Below are 17,959 nucleotides of genomic sequence, written 5' to 3' on the forward strand. Positions count from 1 at the left end.
CGAACCCGAACCCGAACCCCATCAATAAGTGCTCACTTATTATTTCTATACAAATACAACCCGAATCCTAACGTATCTCTGCCCCAAGTCAAATAGGTCCGGCGCCATGTTCGGATCCTTTCGAGCATGGCATGGCAATCCGGGTCATTTGGATTCTCAAGACAATAATTCTCCACTGACATGGAATACAACCATTCGTAATTATCCCATTCATCTTCGTTGGCAACATAAGACCAAAGCGGGATTAATCCTAATTCTTCGCCAGTTTTAACTGTATCTGCGTGGCTTTTACATTCCGACTCGTCGGCCCCTCCAAGTGCCTCTAAGTAGGCAGGGCTTGGAGTCTGCTTCCAATAGCCTTCCCCTATCAGAATATAGCCATTATTCTTTACTAGACGCTTCAAGGTTTGCAGTGTGGGTTCCATTCCGCCTAATGCGTGAGTGGAACCAATACAAATTCCGAAATCATAGCTATCTTCCTCACATTTTTGGACAGCCGAGGTTGCATCATCCACAATAAACTGGATGCTGCCCTCAGGAATTCTGCTGCTTGCTTTCCGCTTTGCTTCCTCGATGGCTCCATCATACAGTTCGATTGCTGTTGCAGATACTTGATAATTTTCCACCAACCGAATCAATAGTTCACACTTTCCTGCCCCGATATCGATCACTTTATCAGCCGCATTAGGAGAGACAATATCGAGCATTTTCATGATTTTTGCTTCACTGATTGGATTATAAAAAGCATGCGTGCGATGGGCAATCGCCGAAAATTTGTTTCTATCCATATATTTATATCCCCTTGTCAAATTAGTCTGTATGAAGCGTATCTTACTCGGCTAAATGAAGCAAGTAAAATGGCAGAATGCAAATAAATTACGATGAATATGACAAGCTAAAAGTAATGAGACATTTAGAAAGACAAATTTTTCAATCCGGTCGGTTCGGTTTCAATNNNGCAAACACCAAAAGGAGTTAACTTGAATGGTTTTATTCTTTTATATCGTTTTAAATGTGCTTGCTTTATTTCTTTTTATTAGAATTGTTAGAAAAAGGAAAATGCTTCATATTCTTGAAATCATCGTTTATTGGATGGTTAGTTCTTATCTATATCAAAACTTCTCTGCCCTGTGCTATATGAATTTTAAAACGTTAGTGATTCCTGAGAAACTTAGTTATGAATTCTCACATTTCCTAAATCGCATTATTCTTTTTCCAATCATTATGGTTACATTTCTTCACTTTTTTCTTACCCTAACCACAAACATAAGAAAGCTGCTTTTACTGATATCCTTTATCATGCTTTTAACTGGGCTGGAATATTTAGCTGATTTTTCAGGCGTGCTTATCCATGTTCACTGGAAGTTTTGGTGGTCATTATCCTTTTGGATGGCAGCCCTGTGCGTATTAATTGTTTTGATGGAGATTTTTCGAAGGATCCTTTATAAAGGAGACTGGCATATATGAATGTTACGTTTGATTGGAATGAATGGTTTTTCATCCTGACTACTGCTATGATGATCTGTCTGTTTTTACCCATAAGAAAGTACTTTCCAACTATTATGGTGATTATTATTTGGATAGGTAATATTGGATGGGTGTCAACGATTGATTATTTTCTTCTCGCAACTCCCTTTAAGCTTTATATTTATGGTGATAATCCAACATATGAGTTGTCGGGGGCATTATATCATCTATTCATGTATCCTTGTGCCTCTGTACTATTCTTATTTGGCTACGATAAGTTTGAACTCTATGGACAAAAAACGGTTTGGTATATTCTTTTTTGGACGGGATTTTCCTTATTATTTGAATGGATTTGTGTGAAAAATAATGCCCTGACATATACCGGCTGGAAACTCTATTATTCCATCCCTTTCTATCCAATTACTGCTGTTTTATTGATTCTTCTATTTCGCTTTATCAAAAAGAAACTTAGAGAAATATCTTTCCAGAGGAATCCTAGGTATTAATCGAGAGAACAAAGTCCTTTAGTTGCAATCCATAGCACAATTCTATTTAATAAGAGCGTAATGCAAAAATTAGTTTGAATGAGGTAATAGATATGAAAGCATTAGTGTTTAACACGTTTGGCGGGCCTGAGGTCCTGGAGTATACAGAAATCATGGAACCTGTCATCGGTCCAGATCAAATACTTGTTAGAATGAAAGCAATTGGCTTAAACTTTGCAGATATATATCGAAGAAAAGGGAACTATCATCTTGCGGGCGAGCCGCCTTATATTTTAGGGTATGAAGGAGCAGGGATTGTCGAAGAAACGGGCGCAAATGTCCAAGGGATCAGTGTTGGCGACCGGATTGGATTTGCCGATGTGCCGTATGCAAATGCAGAGTTAGTTGCTGTTCCTATGGAAAAAGCAATCCCGTTGCCTGAAACAATCTCATTTGCTGAAGGGGCATCCGTGCTGCTACAAGGTTTGACGGCTCATTATTTAACAAAGGATAGTTATGCTGTGAAAAAGAATAATATCGTACTAGTTCATGCGGCAGCAGGCGGTGTCGGGCAGCTCCTTGTTCAAATAGTAAAATTACTAGGCGGCACGGCTATAGGGTTAACCTCTTCCTTGGAAAAAGCGGCTGCAGCAGAAGAGGCTGGAGCGGATAAAGTTTTCTTATACCAGGATGACTGGAAGAGACAAGTTCTCGAGGCGACGAATGGCAAAGGTGTCGATGTGGTCTATGAATCAGTAGGTTCAACGCTTCATGAGAGCTTTGCGGTTACTCGCACAGGAGGAACTGTTGTATTTTACGGAATGGCAGGCGGAGACCCTGCATTGGTTGACCCAAGGATGCTAATGGATACGTCAAAAACCCTGACTGGGGGAGACCTATGGAATGTGCTTACTTCCCGTGAAGAACGAGTAATTCGTTCAAATGAGCTGTTCTGCTGGATGGAAGAAGGAAAAGTACGGGTATCCGACCCGACAGTGTTTGCACTGCGTGATGGACAAGAAGCACACCGTTATCTAGAGAGCCGAAAGAGCACAGGCAAAATAGTATTAATTCCTTAGGGAAAGAGGAGAATCTATGATTCAATTTAAAAATGAGCACATAACCGTGTTTCAAAGTGCGCTCTACCAGACAACATGTACGGTAGTAGAAACAATGGAGTTCGTCCTCGTGGTAGACCCAAACTGGCTGCCGCATGAAATCGAGGAAATTCAAAAGCATGTAGCCAGGATTCAGGGGGAAAAAGAGCTGTACCTTCTTTTTACACATGGAGATTTTGACCATGTCATCGGCTATCGTGCTTTCCGTGGTGCCAAGGTGATTGGAAGCAAAGGACTGCAAGAGCATCCAAATAAAGAGCGAAAAGTAGAGATGATCCATCAATTTTACAATGATTATTATATTTATCAGCCTTATCCGATTGCCTTTCCGGAAGTAGACATTGTCATCGATGAAGATGGTCAGCAGCTTGTTTTAGGGGACACAACCTTTACTTTCTACTTGGCTCCAGGACATTCACACGATGGATTATTTACGGTTATAGAACCGCTTGGGGCATGGATTGCTGGAGATTATCTCTCCGATTTCGAGCTTCCCTTTATCTACCACAGTGCCAAAGCTTATGAAGAAACACTTCAAAAAGCAGAACAGATTCTCGTGCACCATGAGGTTTCTGTATTGGTTCCAGGTCACGGTCAAACCACGACAAGTCAGGAAGAGGTCAAGCGACGGATTCAATTATCCCAAGATTATCTCGCACGACTGATTGCAGCAGTGACGAAAGAAGATACAGAGGTGCTCGCAGGAATGGAAAAAGAAATGCCCTTTCCATCGAATTTCACAAAACAATGCCATACGGACAATATCTCTATCATTCGTAAGGAATATCTACCTACTAGTTGATTTTGTATAGAGAGAAAGCGGGGTACCCATTAAAGTATGGGTCCCTTTTTAGCATGATAAAACTAATCAGACGTTTGATTAAATTTTGAAAAAAATTTCTTGCAAAAGCGCTTACATTGAGTTTATAATATGAGTAAATCGATTTACTAAACCGATTTATTAAAACGGTTTATTTCATAAATACTTTTTAAAAAGGGGGTCTTCTTTATGCAAAATGTAATTGTACCGATAAACGCTTTTGATAGATTTGAAGTGTTGAAGAAGGGGCAAACTTCATTTATTAGGCTCATTGCCGATTCAGGTGCTTTTGGAATAGAGATTCGGCGTGAATTACTGTCGGAACAAGATCCGTCACTAGATAGCATTAGACAAGAAATTGAACAATATCACCTTTTTACCGTGTACTCGGCTCCGATTGAGCTATGGAAAGAGGACCACGGTTTAAATGAAAAGGAATTAATCGAAATTTTTCAAGAAGGAATAGAGTTAGGTGCTAAATGGATAAAAGTATCACTTGGCCATTTTCATAAGGGTCAATCCAATGTCTGCGAGCTCAATACCTTTTTGAACCAGCACCAAGGAATTCAATTGCTAGTTGAGAATGACCAGACGCTTCAAGGCGGGATTATCAATCACTTAACGTCCTTTTTTGAAAGCGCCACCGAACAGGATACACCAGTTAAAATGACATTTGACGCGGGAAACTGGTTTTATTCCGGTCAGGATGTCGACGAGGCATTAAGCAAGCTTTCACCATTTGTCCTTTATCTACATTTGAAGCAGGTAGAAGACGATAATGGCAAGTTCATTACTGTTCCACTCCAGAAAGATGGGGGTCACAGTTGGGAGAAAATCATGAATCGCTTTCCAGCTGAAATGATGAAGGCACTTGAGTTTCCTATTGAACCAAAGGAGAAAACGAAAGAGTTTGTTCAGATGATAACGGAAAGGGCGGCTTTATCATGCAACAGTTAGATTCAATTACCTTTGGAGAAGCAATGGCGATGTTTATGGCCAATCATCCTGGTACTTTACAAGAAGTCAGCCAATTTACTCGTGAACTTGCCGGTGCAGAAACCAATGTAGCCATTGGACTTGCCAGACTTGGCCTCCATTCTGGTTGGGCAAGTAAAGTTGGCAACGATGCGTTTGGAAAATTTGTCATCGAAAGGCTCAAAAATGAAAACGTTGACATTAAACATGTATGGATTGACCAACAGCATCCAACTGGTTTTCAATTGAAATCAATGGTATTAGAGGGCGACCCAGAGGTGCAATATTTTCGCAAAGGCTCAGCGGCAAGCCATCTGACTAGCGATGATTTTAATGAAGAGTATTTTCAACATGCAAAGCATATGCATATGACGGGAATTCCATTAGCCCTCTCGGAAAGTGCAAGAGCTTTTGCAAAGCATGCCTTATCGTTTATGAAGAAGAATGGCAAGAAGGTTTCCTTTGATCCGAATTTAAGACCTACCCTTTGGGCATCACAAGAAGAAATGGTAAAGGAAATCAATGAGGTGGCGTTCCAAGCAGATATTGTGTTACCTGGAATCGCTGAGGGTGAAATTTTAACAGGTTTTAAGGAACCTCGTGAAATCGCTTCCTTCTATATAGAAAAGGGCGTAGAGCTGGTAGTCATTAAGCTCGGGGCTGAGGGAGCTTTTTATAAAACAGCAACTGAAGAAGGTACCGTTCCTGGTTTCCATGTGGAAAAAGTGGTGGATACCGTTGGTGCGGGTGATGGTTTTGCTGTGGGGGTAATTAGTGGATTACTTGAAGGACTTGAATTTCATGAGGCAGTTTCAAGGGGCAATGCGATTGGGGCATTAGCCGTTCAATCACCTGGTGATAATGATGGTTATCCAACCAAAGCGGAATTAGAAAAATATATAGAAAATCAATTAGAGGGAGTGAAATAACATGAAACAAACGATTGCAAAACAACGATGGATGCGTCTTATTCCAATTGCTTTTATCACGTATAGTCTTGCTTACCTAGATCGTGCCAACTATGGATTCGGGGCCGCTTCAGGATTGGCCGAGGATCTACACATAACAGCTGGTACTTCATCCTTACTTGGTTCTCTTTTCTTCCTAGGCTATTTCTTTTTCCAAGTGCCTGGTGCTGCATTTGCCGAGAAAAAGAGTGCAAAGGTACTGATTTTCTGGTCATTGATTGCATGGGGGCTATTAGCTTCTTTTACAGGTATGGTCACGAATATTAAATTATTATTTGTGATTCGCTTTGCCCTTGGGGTCGTAGAAAGTGCCGTCATGCCGTCCATGCTAGTCCTTTTAAGTAATTGGTTCACGAAAGCGGAGCGTTCTCGTGCGAATACGTTCTTAATTTTAGGAAACCCAGCAACGGTCTTATGGATGTCCATTATTTCTGGTTATTTAGTTAACTCTGTTGGCTGGAGATGGATGTTTATTGCTGAAGGTCTTCCTGCCGTGATTTGGGCCTTTATTTGGTGGAAAGTTGTCAATGATAAACCAAGAGAAGCGAAATGGTTAACCGAGCAAGAAAAGAATGATTTTGAACAACAATTAGCAAAAGAACAAGAAGGTATTAAACCTGTTAAAAACTATGGTGAAGCCTTTAAGTCAAAACCAGTTATTTTGTTAAGTGCACAATACTTCCTATGGAGCATTGGTGTATATGGATTTGTAATGTGGCTGCCATCGATTATTAAAGCCGCGCCAAACATGGATATCGTAAAAACAGGCTGGTTATCATCGGTTCCTTATATTTTAGCTATTGTCCTTATGTTAGTTGCTTCTTATTTCTCAGATAAAACATTGAATCGAAATGCATTTGTTTGGCCGTTCCTATTAATTGGTGCAGTGGCATTCTATGCATCTTATGCGATTGGAACACAACATTTCTGGATTTCATTTGTCTTACTTGTAATTGCCGGCGGTGCCATGTATGCTCCATATGGTCCGTTCTTTGCCATCATTCCTGAAATCCTGCCGCGTAATGTTGCAGGTGGCGCAATGGCTCTTATTAATAGTATGGGTGCGTTAGGTTCATTTGTTGGTTCTTATATTGTAGGATATTTAAATGATTCTACAGGTGGTTTCGGTGCTTCTTATATCTTTATGGCAGGATCTCTATTCGTTTCCGCAATCTTAACAATCTTAGCAGTAAAAGCGGCAAAAAAGGAAAAAAGTAAGACATCTCATGTAAAAGTGAGTGCTTAAAAACGTGGTAACAGCTTTGGAATTGATCCAAAGCTGTTTTTAATTTAAAGGGTTCGAACATTACTGGAAAATTAGTCACTTTGCCGCTAAAATGAAGTCAGTGAACCAAGAGGAAAGAGGAAGATAGGTATGGAAAAAGTAACAATGGCCGACGTAGCAAAAGCGGCAGGTGTATCGAAAAGTACCGTTTCTCAATACTTAAATAAACGGTTTGAATATATGGGGGAAAAAACGAAACATAAAATTGAAGAAGCCATTGAGGAGCTTGGCTACCAGCCAAATTTCATCGCAAGAAGTTTAAAGCAAAAGCGGACCTCGATGGTTGGAATCATTGTCGCGAATATTACCCATTATTTTTCAACGGAAATCAGCCGTGCCATTGAGGATTTTTGTCATAAGCATGATTTGCATGCCATCGTTTGTAACGCCGATGATGATCCCGAAAAGGAAAAGAAATATATTGAAATGTTACGAGCAAAGCAAGTGGATGGTCTGATTATTTTTCCAACAGGGCAAAATAATGATTTATACAAACGTATGGTGAAGCAGGGATATCCGGTTGTGTTTGTAGATCGAAAAGTGGAGAATCTCGATGTGCCTTCAATTATTACCGACAATACAGATTCTACATGTAAGGCCGTGCAACATTTCATTGAGCGGGGCCACCAGAATATTGCTTTTGTGGTGCAGCCGCTCAAGGTTAGTACCCGTATCGACCGATTAGCAGGGTATAAAAAGGCATTAACCGATGCCGACATAGAGATAAATCCTGCGTTTATAATCGAAGCAAGCATCCCCGAAATGAAAAGCAAACTTGAACAACTTTTTTCATTAGAGGTTAAGCCAACAGCACTCTTTGCAGCAAACGACCGTGTTTTACTGGCGGTTATGGAGTTTCTAAAGGAAAAGGGAATCAAGCTTGGGAAAGACTTGGAATTGATTGTCTTTGATAATATCCCATTCGCCCATTTGCTGGATGCACCTATTTTCTTCATCATTCAGCCGGCAAAGGACATGGGGCAAAAGGCTGCCGAACTATTATTTGAACAGATTAACAAAGAACATATTCGCCCTGAAGTGTTTGTTTTTCCAAGCAGGTTGATGTAAAAGAATCGTTAGTGCCTGACACCATGAGTCGTTCAGGCACATTTTGTTCATTGAAAAACGCTTACAAATGGAGTATAATCTTTTCATAAACCGATTTAGTAAACCGATTTATCTATCCAGATCCATTAAAAGGAGTTTGATTATGAACATACAACTTGCTTTAGATCGAATGAGCATAGCTGAAGCGATCGAACTAACTAAAAAAGTGGAGAATTCCATCGATTGGATTGAGGTTGGAACTTCGCTCATTAAAGAATTTGGTACAGCAAGTATTAAAGAGATAAAACAAGCATTTCCTCATAAACAAATTGTTGCAGATATTAAAACGATCGATAATGCCCGCTATGAATTTGAACTGTGTTTTGAGGCGGGAGCAGATGTTGCGACCGTCATGGGAGTGTCTCCTTTAGTGACAATTGATACGTGTATGGAAGTAGCCAATCGTTATCAAAAAAAGGTCATGATTGATCTTCTAAATACTTCGGATGAACAAAAACAAGCATTACGAAAATACAATGACGCCATTTTTTGCGAGCACGTGAGCAAAGATCAACAAGAGGAACTAGGCAGTCAAAATCAAGGCACAAAGGCAAGTGATTTCTCAGCGTTTCAGGTGGCAGCAGCAGGAGGAATTAAGCTAGATTCGATTCATAATTTGATAGAGTCACTGAACCCAACAGTGGTCATTATCGGTTCGGCGATTACAAAAGCGAAAGATCCATCTCTAGCGGCGGCACAATTTAAACAAGTTATTTTACAAACGGAGGGGAAATAGAACATGTCAGTTATTCCTACTATCTTAAAAGAAGTCGAAACAGTCCTTAGCCAAGTGGAAGAGGGTAAGCTTCAGGAGTTAGCGGTGCAATTGCAAACAGCGAAGCGGATTTTTGTCATCGGGGAAGGGCGTTCCGGGTTAATGGCCAAATCATTTGCGATGCGCTTAATGCATTTAGGTGCAACCGTATTTGTTGTAGGAGAAACCATCACACCCTCAATTGCAGAAGGTGACTTATTAGTGGCCATTTCCGGTTCAGGTACAACGAAAAACGTGGTTTGGACAGCTGAAAAAACGCAATCACTGGGTTGTTCGGTATTGGCTGTTACCACTAATCCAGAATCTCCATTAGCAGCAGCGGCAACACAGATTCTTCACGTACCAGCCGCCACAAAATATCGCCGTGAGAATGAGTTGAAAACAATCCAGCCGCTTGGTTCCTTATTCGACCAATGTGCCCATATTCTATTCGATACCCTATGTTTACTTTACAGCAAGCTCAACGAAGTCGATCACACTCTAGCGTTCGGCCGACATAGCAATTTAGAATAGAAAGAGAATGGTGCCTGACACCGATTCGGAGACCCCCGAATTGGTGTCAGGCACTTTTTTTTTACAAGAGAATGAAAACAGGGAATTGAGGCAGTTTTCAAGAATATATAAATTGTACACGCATTTCTAATTGAGAGTTGGTGTGGATATGAGAGTAGAAGCTTTGACAGATCATAGAGTTAAAGACTTTATTGAGTATTGCAAGAAACATCGAAATGAGGTCGATGATTCTTTTTTGTATGAAGAAGATTTAAAGGGATTTGAGCCGAATGCCGAGAATCCGACGTATATTATGATTGATCAACAAGGCGAAATCACCGCTGCGGCTTCGCTGATCATCGATGAATACAATCGACGCGGACAGCGGGCCCGCTTTCGAATCTTTCATTCCGAATGTAAGGACGTCTCCAGTTATAAGCAGCTGATGGCATCCCTCTTAAAGCATACCGAAGGACTAAAGAAGGTTTACATTTTTATTCCGTTAAATAATTTACCTTTAATGGAGTTGATGGACCAGTTAGATTTTTCCGTAGAGAGATACGCTTTTTTACTTGTCAGAGAAGACAGTGATGTGCCTGAATGGAACATACCGCAAGATTATCGTATTCAAGCTTTTCGTCCTGGGAAAGATGAGCAGATTTGGAGTGAAGTCCGCAATGCCGGGTTTGCGAAACTAAAGGGAAATGAAACACCGGTCACTCCAGAAATGGTTGCAAAAATGGTTTCAGAAAATGATTACCTAGAAGGCGGAATGAAAATTCTTTATCATCTCGGAAAACCAGTCGGAATCGTAAGAGGTGCTGACGACGAATTTGAAAATGCGCCGATTATGAATATAGGCCCGCTTGCTGTCATCCCTGAATATCAAGGACTTGGACTAGGCAGAATTCTGTTAAGAGCCGCCCTCCAGTTTGCGAGAGAAAAAAATTACAAAAAAACCATCCTGTCGGTCAATGGAGAAAACGAGCGGGCACAGGCTTTATATATTAATGAAGGTTTTCGGCAAGTGGAAGGTGTAGCTTGCTATGAATATATTTTGAACTCCTAAAGTAAACCACTACCATCACCTAGACTAGAAACCCTCAGATGGTTTAGAATAACAGGGATGAATGGAGGAATGGATTATATGTCTACCTTACCAAATTGCCCTAAATGTAATTCAGAATACACATACGAGGATGGAAGTCTTTTCGTGTGCCCAGAATGTGCCCATGAATGGAATTTAGAATCAGAAGTGGAACAGGAAGAGCAAAAAGTTGTGAAAGATTCCAATGGAAATGTATTAACCGATGGAGACTCTATTACTGTCATCAAGGACTTAAAAGTAAAAGGGAGTTCGTCGGTTTTAAAAGCAGGTACAAAGGTTAAAAGCATCCGTTTAGTGGATGGTGATCACAATATTGATTGCAAAATTGATGGTTTTGGCGCGATGAGCTTAAAATCTGAATTTGTTAAAAAGTTATAGTGTAAGAATGAAAAGAGCTAGGTAAAAAGACCTGGCTCTTTTCATAGGAAAAATTTCTAATTTTCAAGGGGGATGTCGTGTTGGAAAAGGTACTTATTCTTGGGGCAAGCGGACTTGTAGGAAGAGCGTTACTCGATGAATTTAAAGATGGATTTGACCTATACGGAACCTATTCCACATCGGTTACAAGTCTCCCTGATGACAAGCAGTTCCAATTGGAAGTTCAGCAAATAGACAAGTTGAAGGAAATGATCCAATCAATTAAACCTGATATTGTGATTTCTTGCCTAAGGGGAGATTTTGACCAACAGTTCAAGCTTCATAAAGAATTGGCGCTGGAATTACAAAATACTAGTAGCAGGGTGTATTACTTTTCCACCACAAATGTATTTGATGGCGACTTTTCAAGACCACACAGAGAAACAGATATTCCTATTGCTGAATCAGATTATGGGAAATTCAAAATTGCATGTGAAAATATACTTAAAGAAATTTTGGATGAACGAGTGATGGTTATCCGAATCCCTGCTATCTGGGGGAAGAATTCCCCTAGATTAAATTTAATAAAAGAAAGCATAAAAAATAATAAAACAATCGATGTCTATAACAATTTGGTCTGTAACAATCTTTTAGATGTTCATTTAGCAAAACAACTACACTTCATCATTGAAAATCAACTAAAAGGGATCATTCACTTAGGCTCGACGGATACCATGACGCAAGGACAATTTTTTGAAAAAGTTATTAGTAAACTTCCGAGTGATAAGAGTATATTAAGATATCAAACATTTCTGGACAAAGATGACACTTATTATTTTCAATTAACATCCAATCGCGAGGATCTCCCAGATTCTCTACAATGTACGAACGAGGATATTTTAGAATGCTTGGTATAAAAAATGTTAAAGAGCTTGGTTAATCCAAGCTCTAATTTCATGAGTATCTAGTTGACGCTAGAATTGTCCCATTTCCACATGATAGTTTTTCTCAGTCAGAACTTTATGCAATAACTCAATATGATCGTGGTTTTTGGTCTCGACCGAAATCTCGATTTGGGCATAGCCAGGATATATATCCTTACCAATCCGGTGGAGATTAACCGTTTGAACGTTTGCATCTAATTCGGTAATCGAACCTAAGACTCGTTGAAGTTCACCAGGTTTGTCTTTTAAGGTAATCATAAAATTAGCGTATCTGCCAGACTCAACTAAGCCCCGTTCAATAATTCTTGAGATAAAATTCATATCGACGTTCCCGCCGCTCAACACAGCTACCACTTTTTTCTCTTTAATATTTATTTTTTCATAAAGCAAGGAAGCAAGTGAGACGGCACCTGAACCCTCTACTAACAGCTTATTTCTTTCCAATAGCATAAGCATGGTCCTGGCAATTTCCATTTCATCGACACAAAATACATCATCCACGTATTTTTGAACAATTTCAAACGGTTTCAATCCAGGTTTCTTAACAGCAATACCGTCAGCCATTGTCGGCGTTGACTCAACCATAACGGGCTTATGTTCAAACAAGGACTGCTTCATACTCGGGCAGGCAAGTGCCTGAATACCGTAAACAGAAACATGAGGATTTTTCTCCTTTACTGCCATAGAAACACCAGAAATAAGTCCGCCGCCGCCAATTGGGCAAATAACTGCTTCTACTTCAGGAAGTTGATCAAGAATTTCTAAACCGACCGTTCCTTGCCCGGTCATGATTGCTTCATCATCAAAAGCATGAATAAAGGTAGCATCCATTTGCTCCTTCAGTTTTAATGCATAGGCAAGCGCATCATCAAAAACTGCCCCTTCTAAGACAACTTCGGCTCCATATTGCTTTGTAGCTAGAATCTTGCTAAGTGGTGCTCCTTTTGGCATTACAATGGTACAAGGAACACCAAGCATTTGGCTCGAAAAGGCCACCCCTTGAGCATGGTTTCCTGCAGAGGCAGCGACTACGCCCTTTTTTAGTTCTTCCTTTGACAGTGAATTAAGCTTATTGTACGATCCCCTTACTTTAAAGGAGCCAGTTTTTTGGAGATTTTCAAGCTTTAAAAAGACTTCATTATGAGCGAGCTGACTGAATGTTTTGGAGTAATCAAGGGGAGTGGTGTGGACAATTCCCTTCATCTTTTCTCGTGCTACGATGATATCATCAATATTCAAGTTATTTCCTCCTCCGTCCACAAGGTTCTTCTATTTAGGATGTGCTGGATAAAATAAACTATGTCTGATTTTCATTCAAATCCAATACTTCCTTGTTGACATTGGTTGTGTAATTAATTATTATATGTTTAAACATTTAAACGTTAGAGAACTTAAAAGTGTAATAAAATAAGGGAGGAGAAAAAATGATGAAGAAGACAGCATTAATTACAGGTGCAACAAGCGGTTTAGGATTTGATTTTGTAAAACTGTTCGCTAATGATGGCTACAATCTTGTACTAGTTGCTAGAAACGAGAAAAAACTCGAGGAAATCCAGCAATCCTATACTAATATAGAAGTGACCATCATCTCTAAGGATTTGAGTATCCATGGTGCTGCTAAGGAAGTTTTTGAGGTATTGGAAAGTAGAGGAATAGACATAGATGTGCTGGTGAATAATGCCGGTTTCGGGTTAATGGGTAAGTTTGGTGAACTGGATATCCAAAAACAATTAAATATGATTCAATTAAACGTATCCGCACTGACTGAATTTACATATTACTGTTTACAAAAAATGAAACAAAGAAACAGCGGCAGAATTTTAAATGTTGCAAGTACCGCGGCATTTCAACCCGGTCCACTCATGGCTGTGTATTATGCAACCAAGGCATTTGTCCTTTCGTTTTCAGAAGCACTTGTTGAAGAGCTAGCTGGCAGTTCCATCACAGTAACAACGCTTTGTCCAGGTGCAACCAAAACGAATTTTGGTTCTGTTGCGAGTGTCGAGGGCACGAAAATGTTCAGCAGGGCGATGGCTTCTGATCTAGTAGCAAAAAGCGGTTATGAAGCATTGATGCGTGGGAAACGTGTAATTATTACAGGCGGATTAAATAAAGCAGGTGCAATTGGGGCTAAATTTATGCCAAGAAGCCTGGCCGCCAAAATCGCCAAGTATGTCGCAGGGGAAAAGTAATTACTAGGTTTTGAAAAAGGGGAAATTCTTTTATGGCACAGCAAGCTATTGATGTATTCAGGGCATGTATTCCGTTGTTTAACGCTTTAAGTGATCCAGCAAGGCAGGATATTATTCTTTTGTTGGCAGAATATGAGCGGTTAAGTGTTAATGAAATTGCCGAGCAGTCGAATCTGTCACGCCCGGCAATTTCTCATCATTTAAAAATTATGCGCGACAACCATCTTGTGGGAATTGAACAAAAAGGTACACAGCGCTATTATTCGCTTTCATTAGATCAAAGTGTAAATCAATTAAAGCAACTGATAAATATTGTTGAGAATGAGTGTATTCTTTAGCTCATTCTTTTTTTATTTTATCCGTTGGAGTCTTACTAAAATTCCCTATCTATGAGAGGGTGAACCGAACCATAAGTAAATGAGTTTTTATTTCACATAATCCGCACCAAGTGATTTTACGTACTCATGAATATGGCTCATTCACTCTAAAAAAGAATTTTTAAAAGCTAACAAGTAAAAGATAAAAATAATGAATACAGGTTCGAAAGGGGTGTGAATATGCCTGATCATTATGAAGTTATTCTTAGGTCAATCACTTCCTTTGGTCTTTTACTTATCGGTGCGCGGATATTAGGCAAACAAACTATCTCTAAAATGACCATATTTGATTTTATTGCTTCCATTACAATGGGAGCAATTGCAGCAAGCTTGGCCTTTAATACTTCTATAAAATTTCATCTTACTTTCCTTTCATTTAGCATATTTGTTGCTGTGGTATTCTTGACTGCTGTTATTTCATTAAAAAGTAAACGAGGTAGAAAATTTTTTGCCGGAGATCCAACCATCGTTTTACAAAACGGAAAAATATTAGAAAATAACATGAGGAAGATGCGCTATACTTTAGATTATTTAAACCAACAATTAAGAGAAAAAGATATATTTAATATTGAAGAGGTTCTATATGCAATTATCGAGACAAATGGAACATTAACCGTATTAAAGAAACCACAATATAGGTACGTTACAAGACAAGATTTAATGATTCCAGAAATGCAAGAACAAAGGCTAGCTATTGAACTAATAATGGATGGAGAAGTGATGGAGCAAAATCTAAAACAAAATAATCTTTCACATAAATGGTTGCAATTAGAATTAGATAAACGTAAATTAAGCAAAAAAGAGGTAGTTTATGCTGTTCTGGCTGCTAATGGCAATATTTATGTTGATACATACAAGGATCATATTATTTCACCCATTGATAAAGAATAGCCACCAAGCAGTTCACTTATTATTTCAAATTTATATACTTATCCTTACAAAAAAGTGTTGTTTTCCGCACGAAAAAGTCATAATTAGAGATTCCCGCGGAATTAGAGTTTTCACAAAATCTTTTCAAAAAAACTAACTCTGACTTCCCGGTATTGACTGCCAATAATAGCTATGTTGATATCAAAAAGCAAGACATTTTGATACTCCTTATCTCTATGCTGACTAGGTGATCGAGGTAACCAATCAGGAAGGGAAGCTGGGGATTAATATACCGGATTAGGTGGATAATTTTTGTTCTTCAAGGAAAGAGGCGGCAGGATATGGTTCCTGCCGCCTTATCAAATGTTCTATTAATGAGAATGCAAACTACTCTCTTCCATCCAATAAGCTTCCCGAATATTGATCTGCTTGCGAATTTTTCGGGTGATATCGCTGGTGATTTCCCCTTCTTCGTACAAATTCTGAATTTCATCTCGTTCAGCCTGGAATGCTTTTACGCGCAGTTCTCTTTGTAAATGCCTGTAATGAGCTGAATCGGCTCCTTTTTTTGCTAATTTAAACTTCGTGAGCATTTCGCTATACTCTCCGATAATGACTAAATACACATATTCATTTTCAGGTGTCATCTGGTTATTTAAATACTTTATGGCAGCTTTAGCCATGTTCATTTTTAACTGGATCATTTTCTTCAGTTGTGCCTGGCGGGTTTTAAGCTGTTGCTGGCTTTTCGGCATGAGAAATTGGATTAGTTTTAATACACTTCTTTTAGCCAATGTCCAAATAAATAATCTTCGAAACTGCATCCGATTGGTCACAGCAAGCCTCATGCGCTGAATATGTTCATCAGACATATAAAAACTTTCGCGGTCAATCTTCCCCTCTGATTTTAATTTTTCAATGTAGTGGCATTCGGCATCTAGGGCCTTCATTCGAATTTCAGTTTCCAGTAATTTCAACCGTTCGGAGTTTTTATCATGCTTAGTGTTCAGTTGATTTCGGATTTGATTGTATGAGGCGATAACCGAAACCGCCGCTCCTCGATTTTCAGCATTCATCAATTCACGAATCGAACGAATGGCTGCGTCAATCGTCCTGATCTTCGACTCTCGCTCCATTTCTTCCCGTAGTTCATTGGTGTGTCCTTTTTCCGTTCTAGCAAGGATGGGCAAGAAGATACTGGCCGTTATGAGAGTGACTAGAATAACTCCAGCGGCAATAAAAATGATTAAAGAACGCTGAGGAAAGGGATCTCCATTGGCTAGAACATATGGAATGGTAAATGCTCCAGCAAGTGTGACCGCCCCTCTGACTCCGGAAATAGTGATAATGCCGATAGCTCTCATGGAAGGCATTTCGATTTGCTTTTTGAGCCACTCCCACTGCCAGGCCGCACCAATCCATAAGAAACGCAGGAAGAGAAGTGCAGCCGATATGATGAAAATATACTTGCTCACTTCCCAATTATTAAACATCGGATCTTTAAAAATTTCATTGATAACACTTGGTATTTGCAAGCCTAACAGCACAAACACCAATCCGTTCAAAATATAGATAAGTACTGTCCATGTACTTTGGGAAACCAATTGCAATTTCATTGCAGGGGATTGATCACGTTCCCGGTAGATGGTATGTACAATGCCTGCCGCAACCACAGATAAAATACCAGATAGATGAACATGCTCCACGATGTAAAATATCACGAAGGGGGTGAGAAGTTGAATCAACATGTGAATGGTCACATCCTCCATCCCAAGCCGGCGAATGAAGATTTTCAGTTGAATGATTAGAATTGAAAGAAACGCCCCGCCAGCCAAACCGCCAATGGCAATCACTAAGAAACTCCCGCTTGCCTGAGCCAATGAAAAAACGCCCGTTACTGTTGCGGCAACCGCAAATTTAAATGCAACCAATCCAGAGGCATCGTTCATTAGTCCCTCTCCTTCAAGGATATGCAAAATTGTTTTTGGTATCTTCACCCGGCTAGAAATCGCACTCACAGCCACGACATCGGTAGGAGAAAGAATCGCGGCCAGAGCAAAAGCGGCAGGCAGTGGAATTGACGGAATCATCCAATAAATTAAGTATCCAATCAAAAATACGGTAACAAATACTAGACCGAGGGCTAGCAAGAGGATTGGTTTTCGTAGTTTCCATAACGCATGGCGTGAAACATTTTTTCCATCATGAAAAAGCAGCGGGGCGATAAACAACACGAAGAACAATTCCGGCTCCATAGGGATATGAATCCCTAACGGCAGGGATGCAAGAATTACCCCGAGCGCAATTTGAACCAGCGGTACTGGGACGTATGGCAAAAAGTGATGGATGAAACTAGATAACCCAATGACAGCAAGTAATAAAAGTGTAAGTAGAAAAAATTCCATAGCACGTCTCCTCTCATAATTATTTTGTGTAACAATGAAACGTTTTTATGAGGGAATTAGATATTTTATTTAATTTTTATAAGATTTTGGTAAAGTTTGTTAGACAATACATAATTACTCCTAATGAAGGACAAATCAGATGATCCTGCGGCGACTTTGTCCTTCATACTGCTCATGAAGGACAAATCCCATAATCCTGCGGCGACATTTGTCC

Annotated in this window: 19 protein-coding genes; 16 read left to right on the forward strand and 3 right to left on the reverse strand. The window is 39.7% G+C overall.

The genetic code is table 11. From position 1 onward, the window contains the following. Positions 1 to 32 precede the first annotated feature (32 nt). Positions 33 to 788 (reverse strand): SAM-dependent methyltransferase, encoded by a 756-nt coding sequence (locus V7137_RS21610; RefSeq protein WP_335699977.1) that lies wholly within the window; start codon positions 786 to 788, stop codon positions 33 to 35. A 196-nt stretch (positions 789 to 984) separates the two neighbouring features. Between V7137_RS21610 and V7137_RS21615 the strand changes: the two genes are divergently transcribed. The 13 genes from V7137_RS21615 to V7137_RS21675 all read left to right on the forward strand — a co-directional run bounded on the left by V7137_RS21615 (position 985) and on the right by V7137_RS21675 (position 11,874). Further along, positions 985 to 1,467 (forward strand): hypothetical protein, encoded by a 483-nt coding sequence (locus V7137_RS21615; protein WP_335699978.1) that lies wholly within the window; start codon positions 985 to 987, stop codon positions 1,465 to 1,467. Beyond that, a complete protein-coding gene (locus V7137_RS21620) occupies positions 1,464 to 1,973 on the forward strand; it encodes a hypothetical protein (RefSeq protein WP_335699979.1) in 510 nt (169 codons plus the stop codon). Before V7137_RS21615 ends, V7137_RS21620 begins: the two co-directional genes overlap by 4 nt. Positions 1,974 to 2,065: 92 nt before the next feature. Beyond that, positions 2,066 to 3,031 carry a quinone oxidoreductase family protein gene (locus tag V7137_RS21625; RefSeq protein ID WP_335699980.1) on the forward strand — a complete coding sequence of 322 codons (966 nt, stop codon included), beginning with the start codon at positions 2,066 to 2,068 and terminating at the stop codon, positions 3,029 to 3,031. A 16-nt stretch (positions 3,032 to 3,047) separates the two neighbouring features. Beyond that, complete coding sequence (locus tag V7137_RS21630) at positions 3,048 to 3,872, forward strand: MBL fold metallo-hydrolase (protein WP_335699981.1); 825 nt, start codon at positions 3,048 to 3,050, stop codon at positions 3,870 to 3,872. Positions 3,873 to 4,079: 207 nt separating this feature from the next. Continuing rightward, entirely contained in the window at positions 4,080 to 4,847 is a 768-nt protein-coding gene (locus tag V7137_RS21635) for a sugar phosphate isomerase/epimerase family protein (protein WP_335699982.1), read from the forward strand. Further along, positions 4,835 to 5,794: a sugar kinase gene (locus V7137_RS21640; protein WP_335699983.1), complete on the forward strand. Its 960-nt coding sequence runs from the start codon at positions 4,835 to 4,837 to the stop codon at positions 5,792 to 5,794. The genes V7137_RS21635 and V7137_RS21640 overlap by 13 nt, the downstream gene beginning before the upstream one ends. A gap of 1 nt (position 5,795) precedes the next feature. Further along, positions 5,796 to 7,079: an MFS transporter gene (locus V7137_RS21645; RefSeq protein ID WP_335699984.1), complete on the forward strand. Its 1,284-nt coding sequence runs from the start codon at positions 5,796 to 5,798 to the stop codon at positions 7,077 to 7,079. Positions 7,080 to 7,208: 129 nt separating this feature from the next. Next, positions 7,209 to 8,186, forward strand: a complete 978-nt coding sequence (locus V7137_RS21650; RefSeq protein ID WP_335699985.1) for a LacI family DNA-binding transcriptional regulator — start codon at positions 7,209 to 7,211, stop codon at positions 8,184 to 8,186. Between the two features lie 142 nt (positions 8,187 to 8,328). Next, positions 8,329 to 8,961: a 3-hexulose-6-phosphate synthase gene (hxlA, locus tag V7137_RS21655; protein ID WP_335699986.1), complete on the forward strand. Its 633-nt coding sequence runs from the start codon at positions 8,329 to 8,331 to the stop codon at positions 8,959 to 8,961. A 3-nt stretch (positions 8,962 to 8,964) separates the two neighbouring features. Continuing rightward, positions 8,965 to 9,513, forward strand: a complete 549-nt coding sequence (gene hxlB / locus V7137_RS21660; RefSeq protein WP_335699987.1) for a 6-phospho-3-hexuloisomerase — start codon at positions 8,965 to 8,967, stop codon at positions 9,511 to 9,513. Positions 9,514 to 9,676: 163 nt separating this feature from the next. Then, positions 9,677 to 10,561, forward strand: coding sequence for a GNAT family N-acetyltransferase (locus V7137_RS21665; protein WP_335699988.1), 885 nt, complete (start codon positions 9,677 to 9,679; stop codon positions 10,559 to 10,561). A 78-nt stretch (positions 10,562 to 10,639) separates the two neighbouring features. Beyond that, the gene (locus V7137_RS21670; protein WP_335699989.1) at positions 10,640 to 10,978 is read left to right on the forward strand and encodes a zinc ribbon domain-containing protein YjdM; all 339 of its coding nucleotides are present in this window, start codon (positions 10,640 to 10,642) and stop codon (positions 10,976 to 10,978) included. A 77-nt stretch (positions 10,979 to 11,055) separates the two neighbouring features. Then, a complete protein-coding gene (locus V7137_RS21675) occupies positions 11,056 to 11,874 on the forward strand; it encodes a sugar nucleotide-binding protein (protein WP_335699990.1) in 819 nt (272 codons plus the stop codon). Positions 11,875 to 11,931: 57 nt separating this feature from the next. On the opposite strand, the gene ilvA is transcribed toward V7137_RS21675, so the two are convergent. Then, the gene (ilvA, locus tag V7137_RS21680; protein WP_335699995.1) at positions 11,932 to 13,104 is read right to left on the reverse strand and encodes a threonine ammonia-lyase; all 1,173 of its coding nucleotides are present in this window, start codon (positions 13,102 to 13,104) and stop codon (positions 11,932 to 11,934) included. 221 nt (positions 13,105 to 13,325) lie between these two features. On the opposite strand from ilvA, the gene V7137_RS21685 reads away from it, so the two are divergent. The 3 genes from V7137_RS21685 (at position 13,326) to V7137_RS21695 (ending at position 15,361) form a co-directional block, all read left to right on the forward strand. After that, positions 13,326 to 14,093, forward strand: a complete 768-nt coding sequence (locus tag V7137_RS21685) for an SDR family NAD(P)-dependent oxidoreductase (RefSeq protein WP_335699991.1) — start codon at positions 13,326 to 13,328, stop codon at positions 14,091 to 14,093. A 32-nt stretch (positions 14,094 to 14,125) separates the two neighbouring features. Continuing rightward, complete coding sequence (locus V7137_RS21690) at positions 14,126 to 14,431, forward strand: ArsR/SmtB family transcription factor (protein WP_335699992.1); 306 nt, start codon at positions 14,126 to 14,128, stop codon at positions 14,429 to 14,431. Positions 14,432 to 14,650: 219 nt separating this feature from the next. Beyond that, positions 14,651 to 15,361, forward strand: coding sequence for a DUF421 domain-containing protein (locus tag V7137_RS21695; protein ID WP_335699993.1), 711 nt, complete (start codon positions 14,651 to 14,653; stop codon positions 15,359 to 15,361). Positions 15,362 to 15,711: 350 nt separating this feature from the next. Here V7137_RS21695 and V7137_RS21700 read toward each other — a convergent pair whose 3' ends face one another. After that, positions 15,712 to 17,745 carry a Na+/H+ antiporter gene (locus V7137_RS21700; RefSeq protein ID WP_335699994.1) on the reverse strand — a complete coding sequence of 678 codons (2,034 nt, stop codon included), beginning with the start codon at positions 17,743 to 17,745 and terminating at the stop codon, positions 15,712 to 15,714. Positions 17,746 to 17,959: the final 214 nt, after the last annotated feature.

The organism is Neobacillus drentensis (assembly GCF_036962765.1).
GTDB lineage: Bacteria > Bacillota > Bacilli > Bacillales > Cytobacillaceae > Neobacillus > Neobacillus drentensis_C.

Excerpts from the sequence above, each read along its gene's own strand:
- V7137_RS21630 (WP_335699981.1), top strand. The coding sequence starts at position 3,048 with ATGATTCAATTTAAAAATGAGCACATAACCGTGTTTCAAAGTGCGCTC.
- V7137_RS21670 (WP_335699989.1), top strand. The coding sequence starts at position 10,640 with ATGTCTACCTTACCAAATTGCCCTAAATGTAATTCAGAATACACATAC.
- ilvA (WP_335699995.1), bottom strand. The coding sequence starts at position 13,104 with ATGAAGGGAATTGTCCACACCACTCCCCTTGATTACTCCAAAACATTC.
- V7137_RS21625 (WP_335699980.1), top strand. The coding sequence starts at position 2,066 with ATGAAAGCATTAGTGTTTAACACGTTTGGCGGGCCTGAGGTCCTGGAG.
- V7137_RS21635 (WP_335699982.1), top strand. The coding sequence starts at position 4,080 with ATGCAAAATGTAATTGTACCGATAAACGCTTTTGATAGATTTGAAGTG.
- hxlB (WP_335699987.1), top strand. The coding sequence starts at position 8,965 with ATGTCAGTTATTCCTACTATCTTAAAAGAAGTCGAAACAGTCCTTAGC.
- V7137_RS21645 (WP_335699984.1), top strand. The coding sequence starts at position 5,796 with ATGAAACAAACGATTGCAAAACAACGATGGATGCGTCTTATTCCAATT.
- V7137_RS21650 (WP_335699985.1), top strand. The coding sequence starts at position 7,209 with ATGGAAAAAGTAACAATGGCCGACGTAGCAAAAGCGGCAGGTGTATCG.
- V7137_RS21695 (WP_335699993.1), top strand. The coding sequence starts at position 14,651 with ATGCCTGATCATTATGAAGTTATTCTTAGGTCAATCACTTCCTTTGGT.
- V7137_RS21700 (WP_335699994.1), bottom strand. The coding sequence starts at position 17,745 with ATGGAATTTTTTCTACTTACACTTTTATTACTTGCTGTCATTGGGTTA.
- V7137_RS21685 (WP_335699991.1), top strand. The coding sequence starts at position 13,326 with ATGATGAAGAAGACAGCATTAATTACAGGTGCAACAAGCGGTTTAGGA.
- hxlA (WP_335699986.1), top strand. The coding sequence starts at position 8,329 with ATGAACATACAACTTGCTTTAGATCGAATGAGCATAGCTGAAGCGATC.
- V7137_RS21690 (WP_335699992.1), top strand. The coding sequence starts at position 14,126 with ATGGCACAGCAAGCTATTGATGTATTCAGGGCATGTATTCCGTTGTTT.
- V7137_RS21610 (WP_335699977.1), bottom strand. The coding sequence starts at position 788 with ATGGATAGAAACAAATTTTCGGCGATTGCCCATCGCACGCATGCTTTT.
- V7137_RS21620 (WP_335699979.1), top strand. The coding sequence starts at position 1,464 with ATGAATGTTACGTTTGATTGGAATGAATGGTTTTTCATCCTGACTACT.
- V7137_RS21615 (WP_335699978.1), top strand. The coding sequence starts at position 985 with ATGGTTTTATTCTTTTATATCGTTTTAAATGTGCTTGCTTTATTTCTT.
- V7137_RS21640 (WP_335699983.1), top strand. The coding sequence starts at position 4,835 with ATGCAACAGTTAGATTCAATTACCTTTGGAGAAGCAATGGCGATGTTT.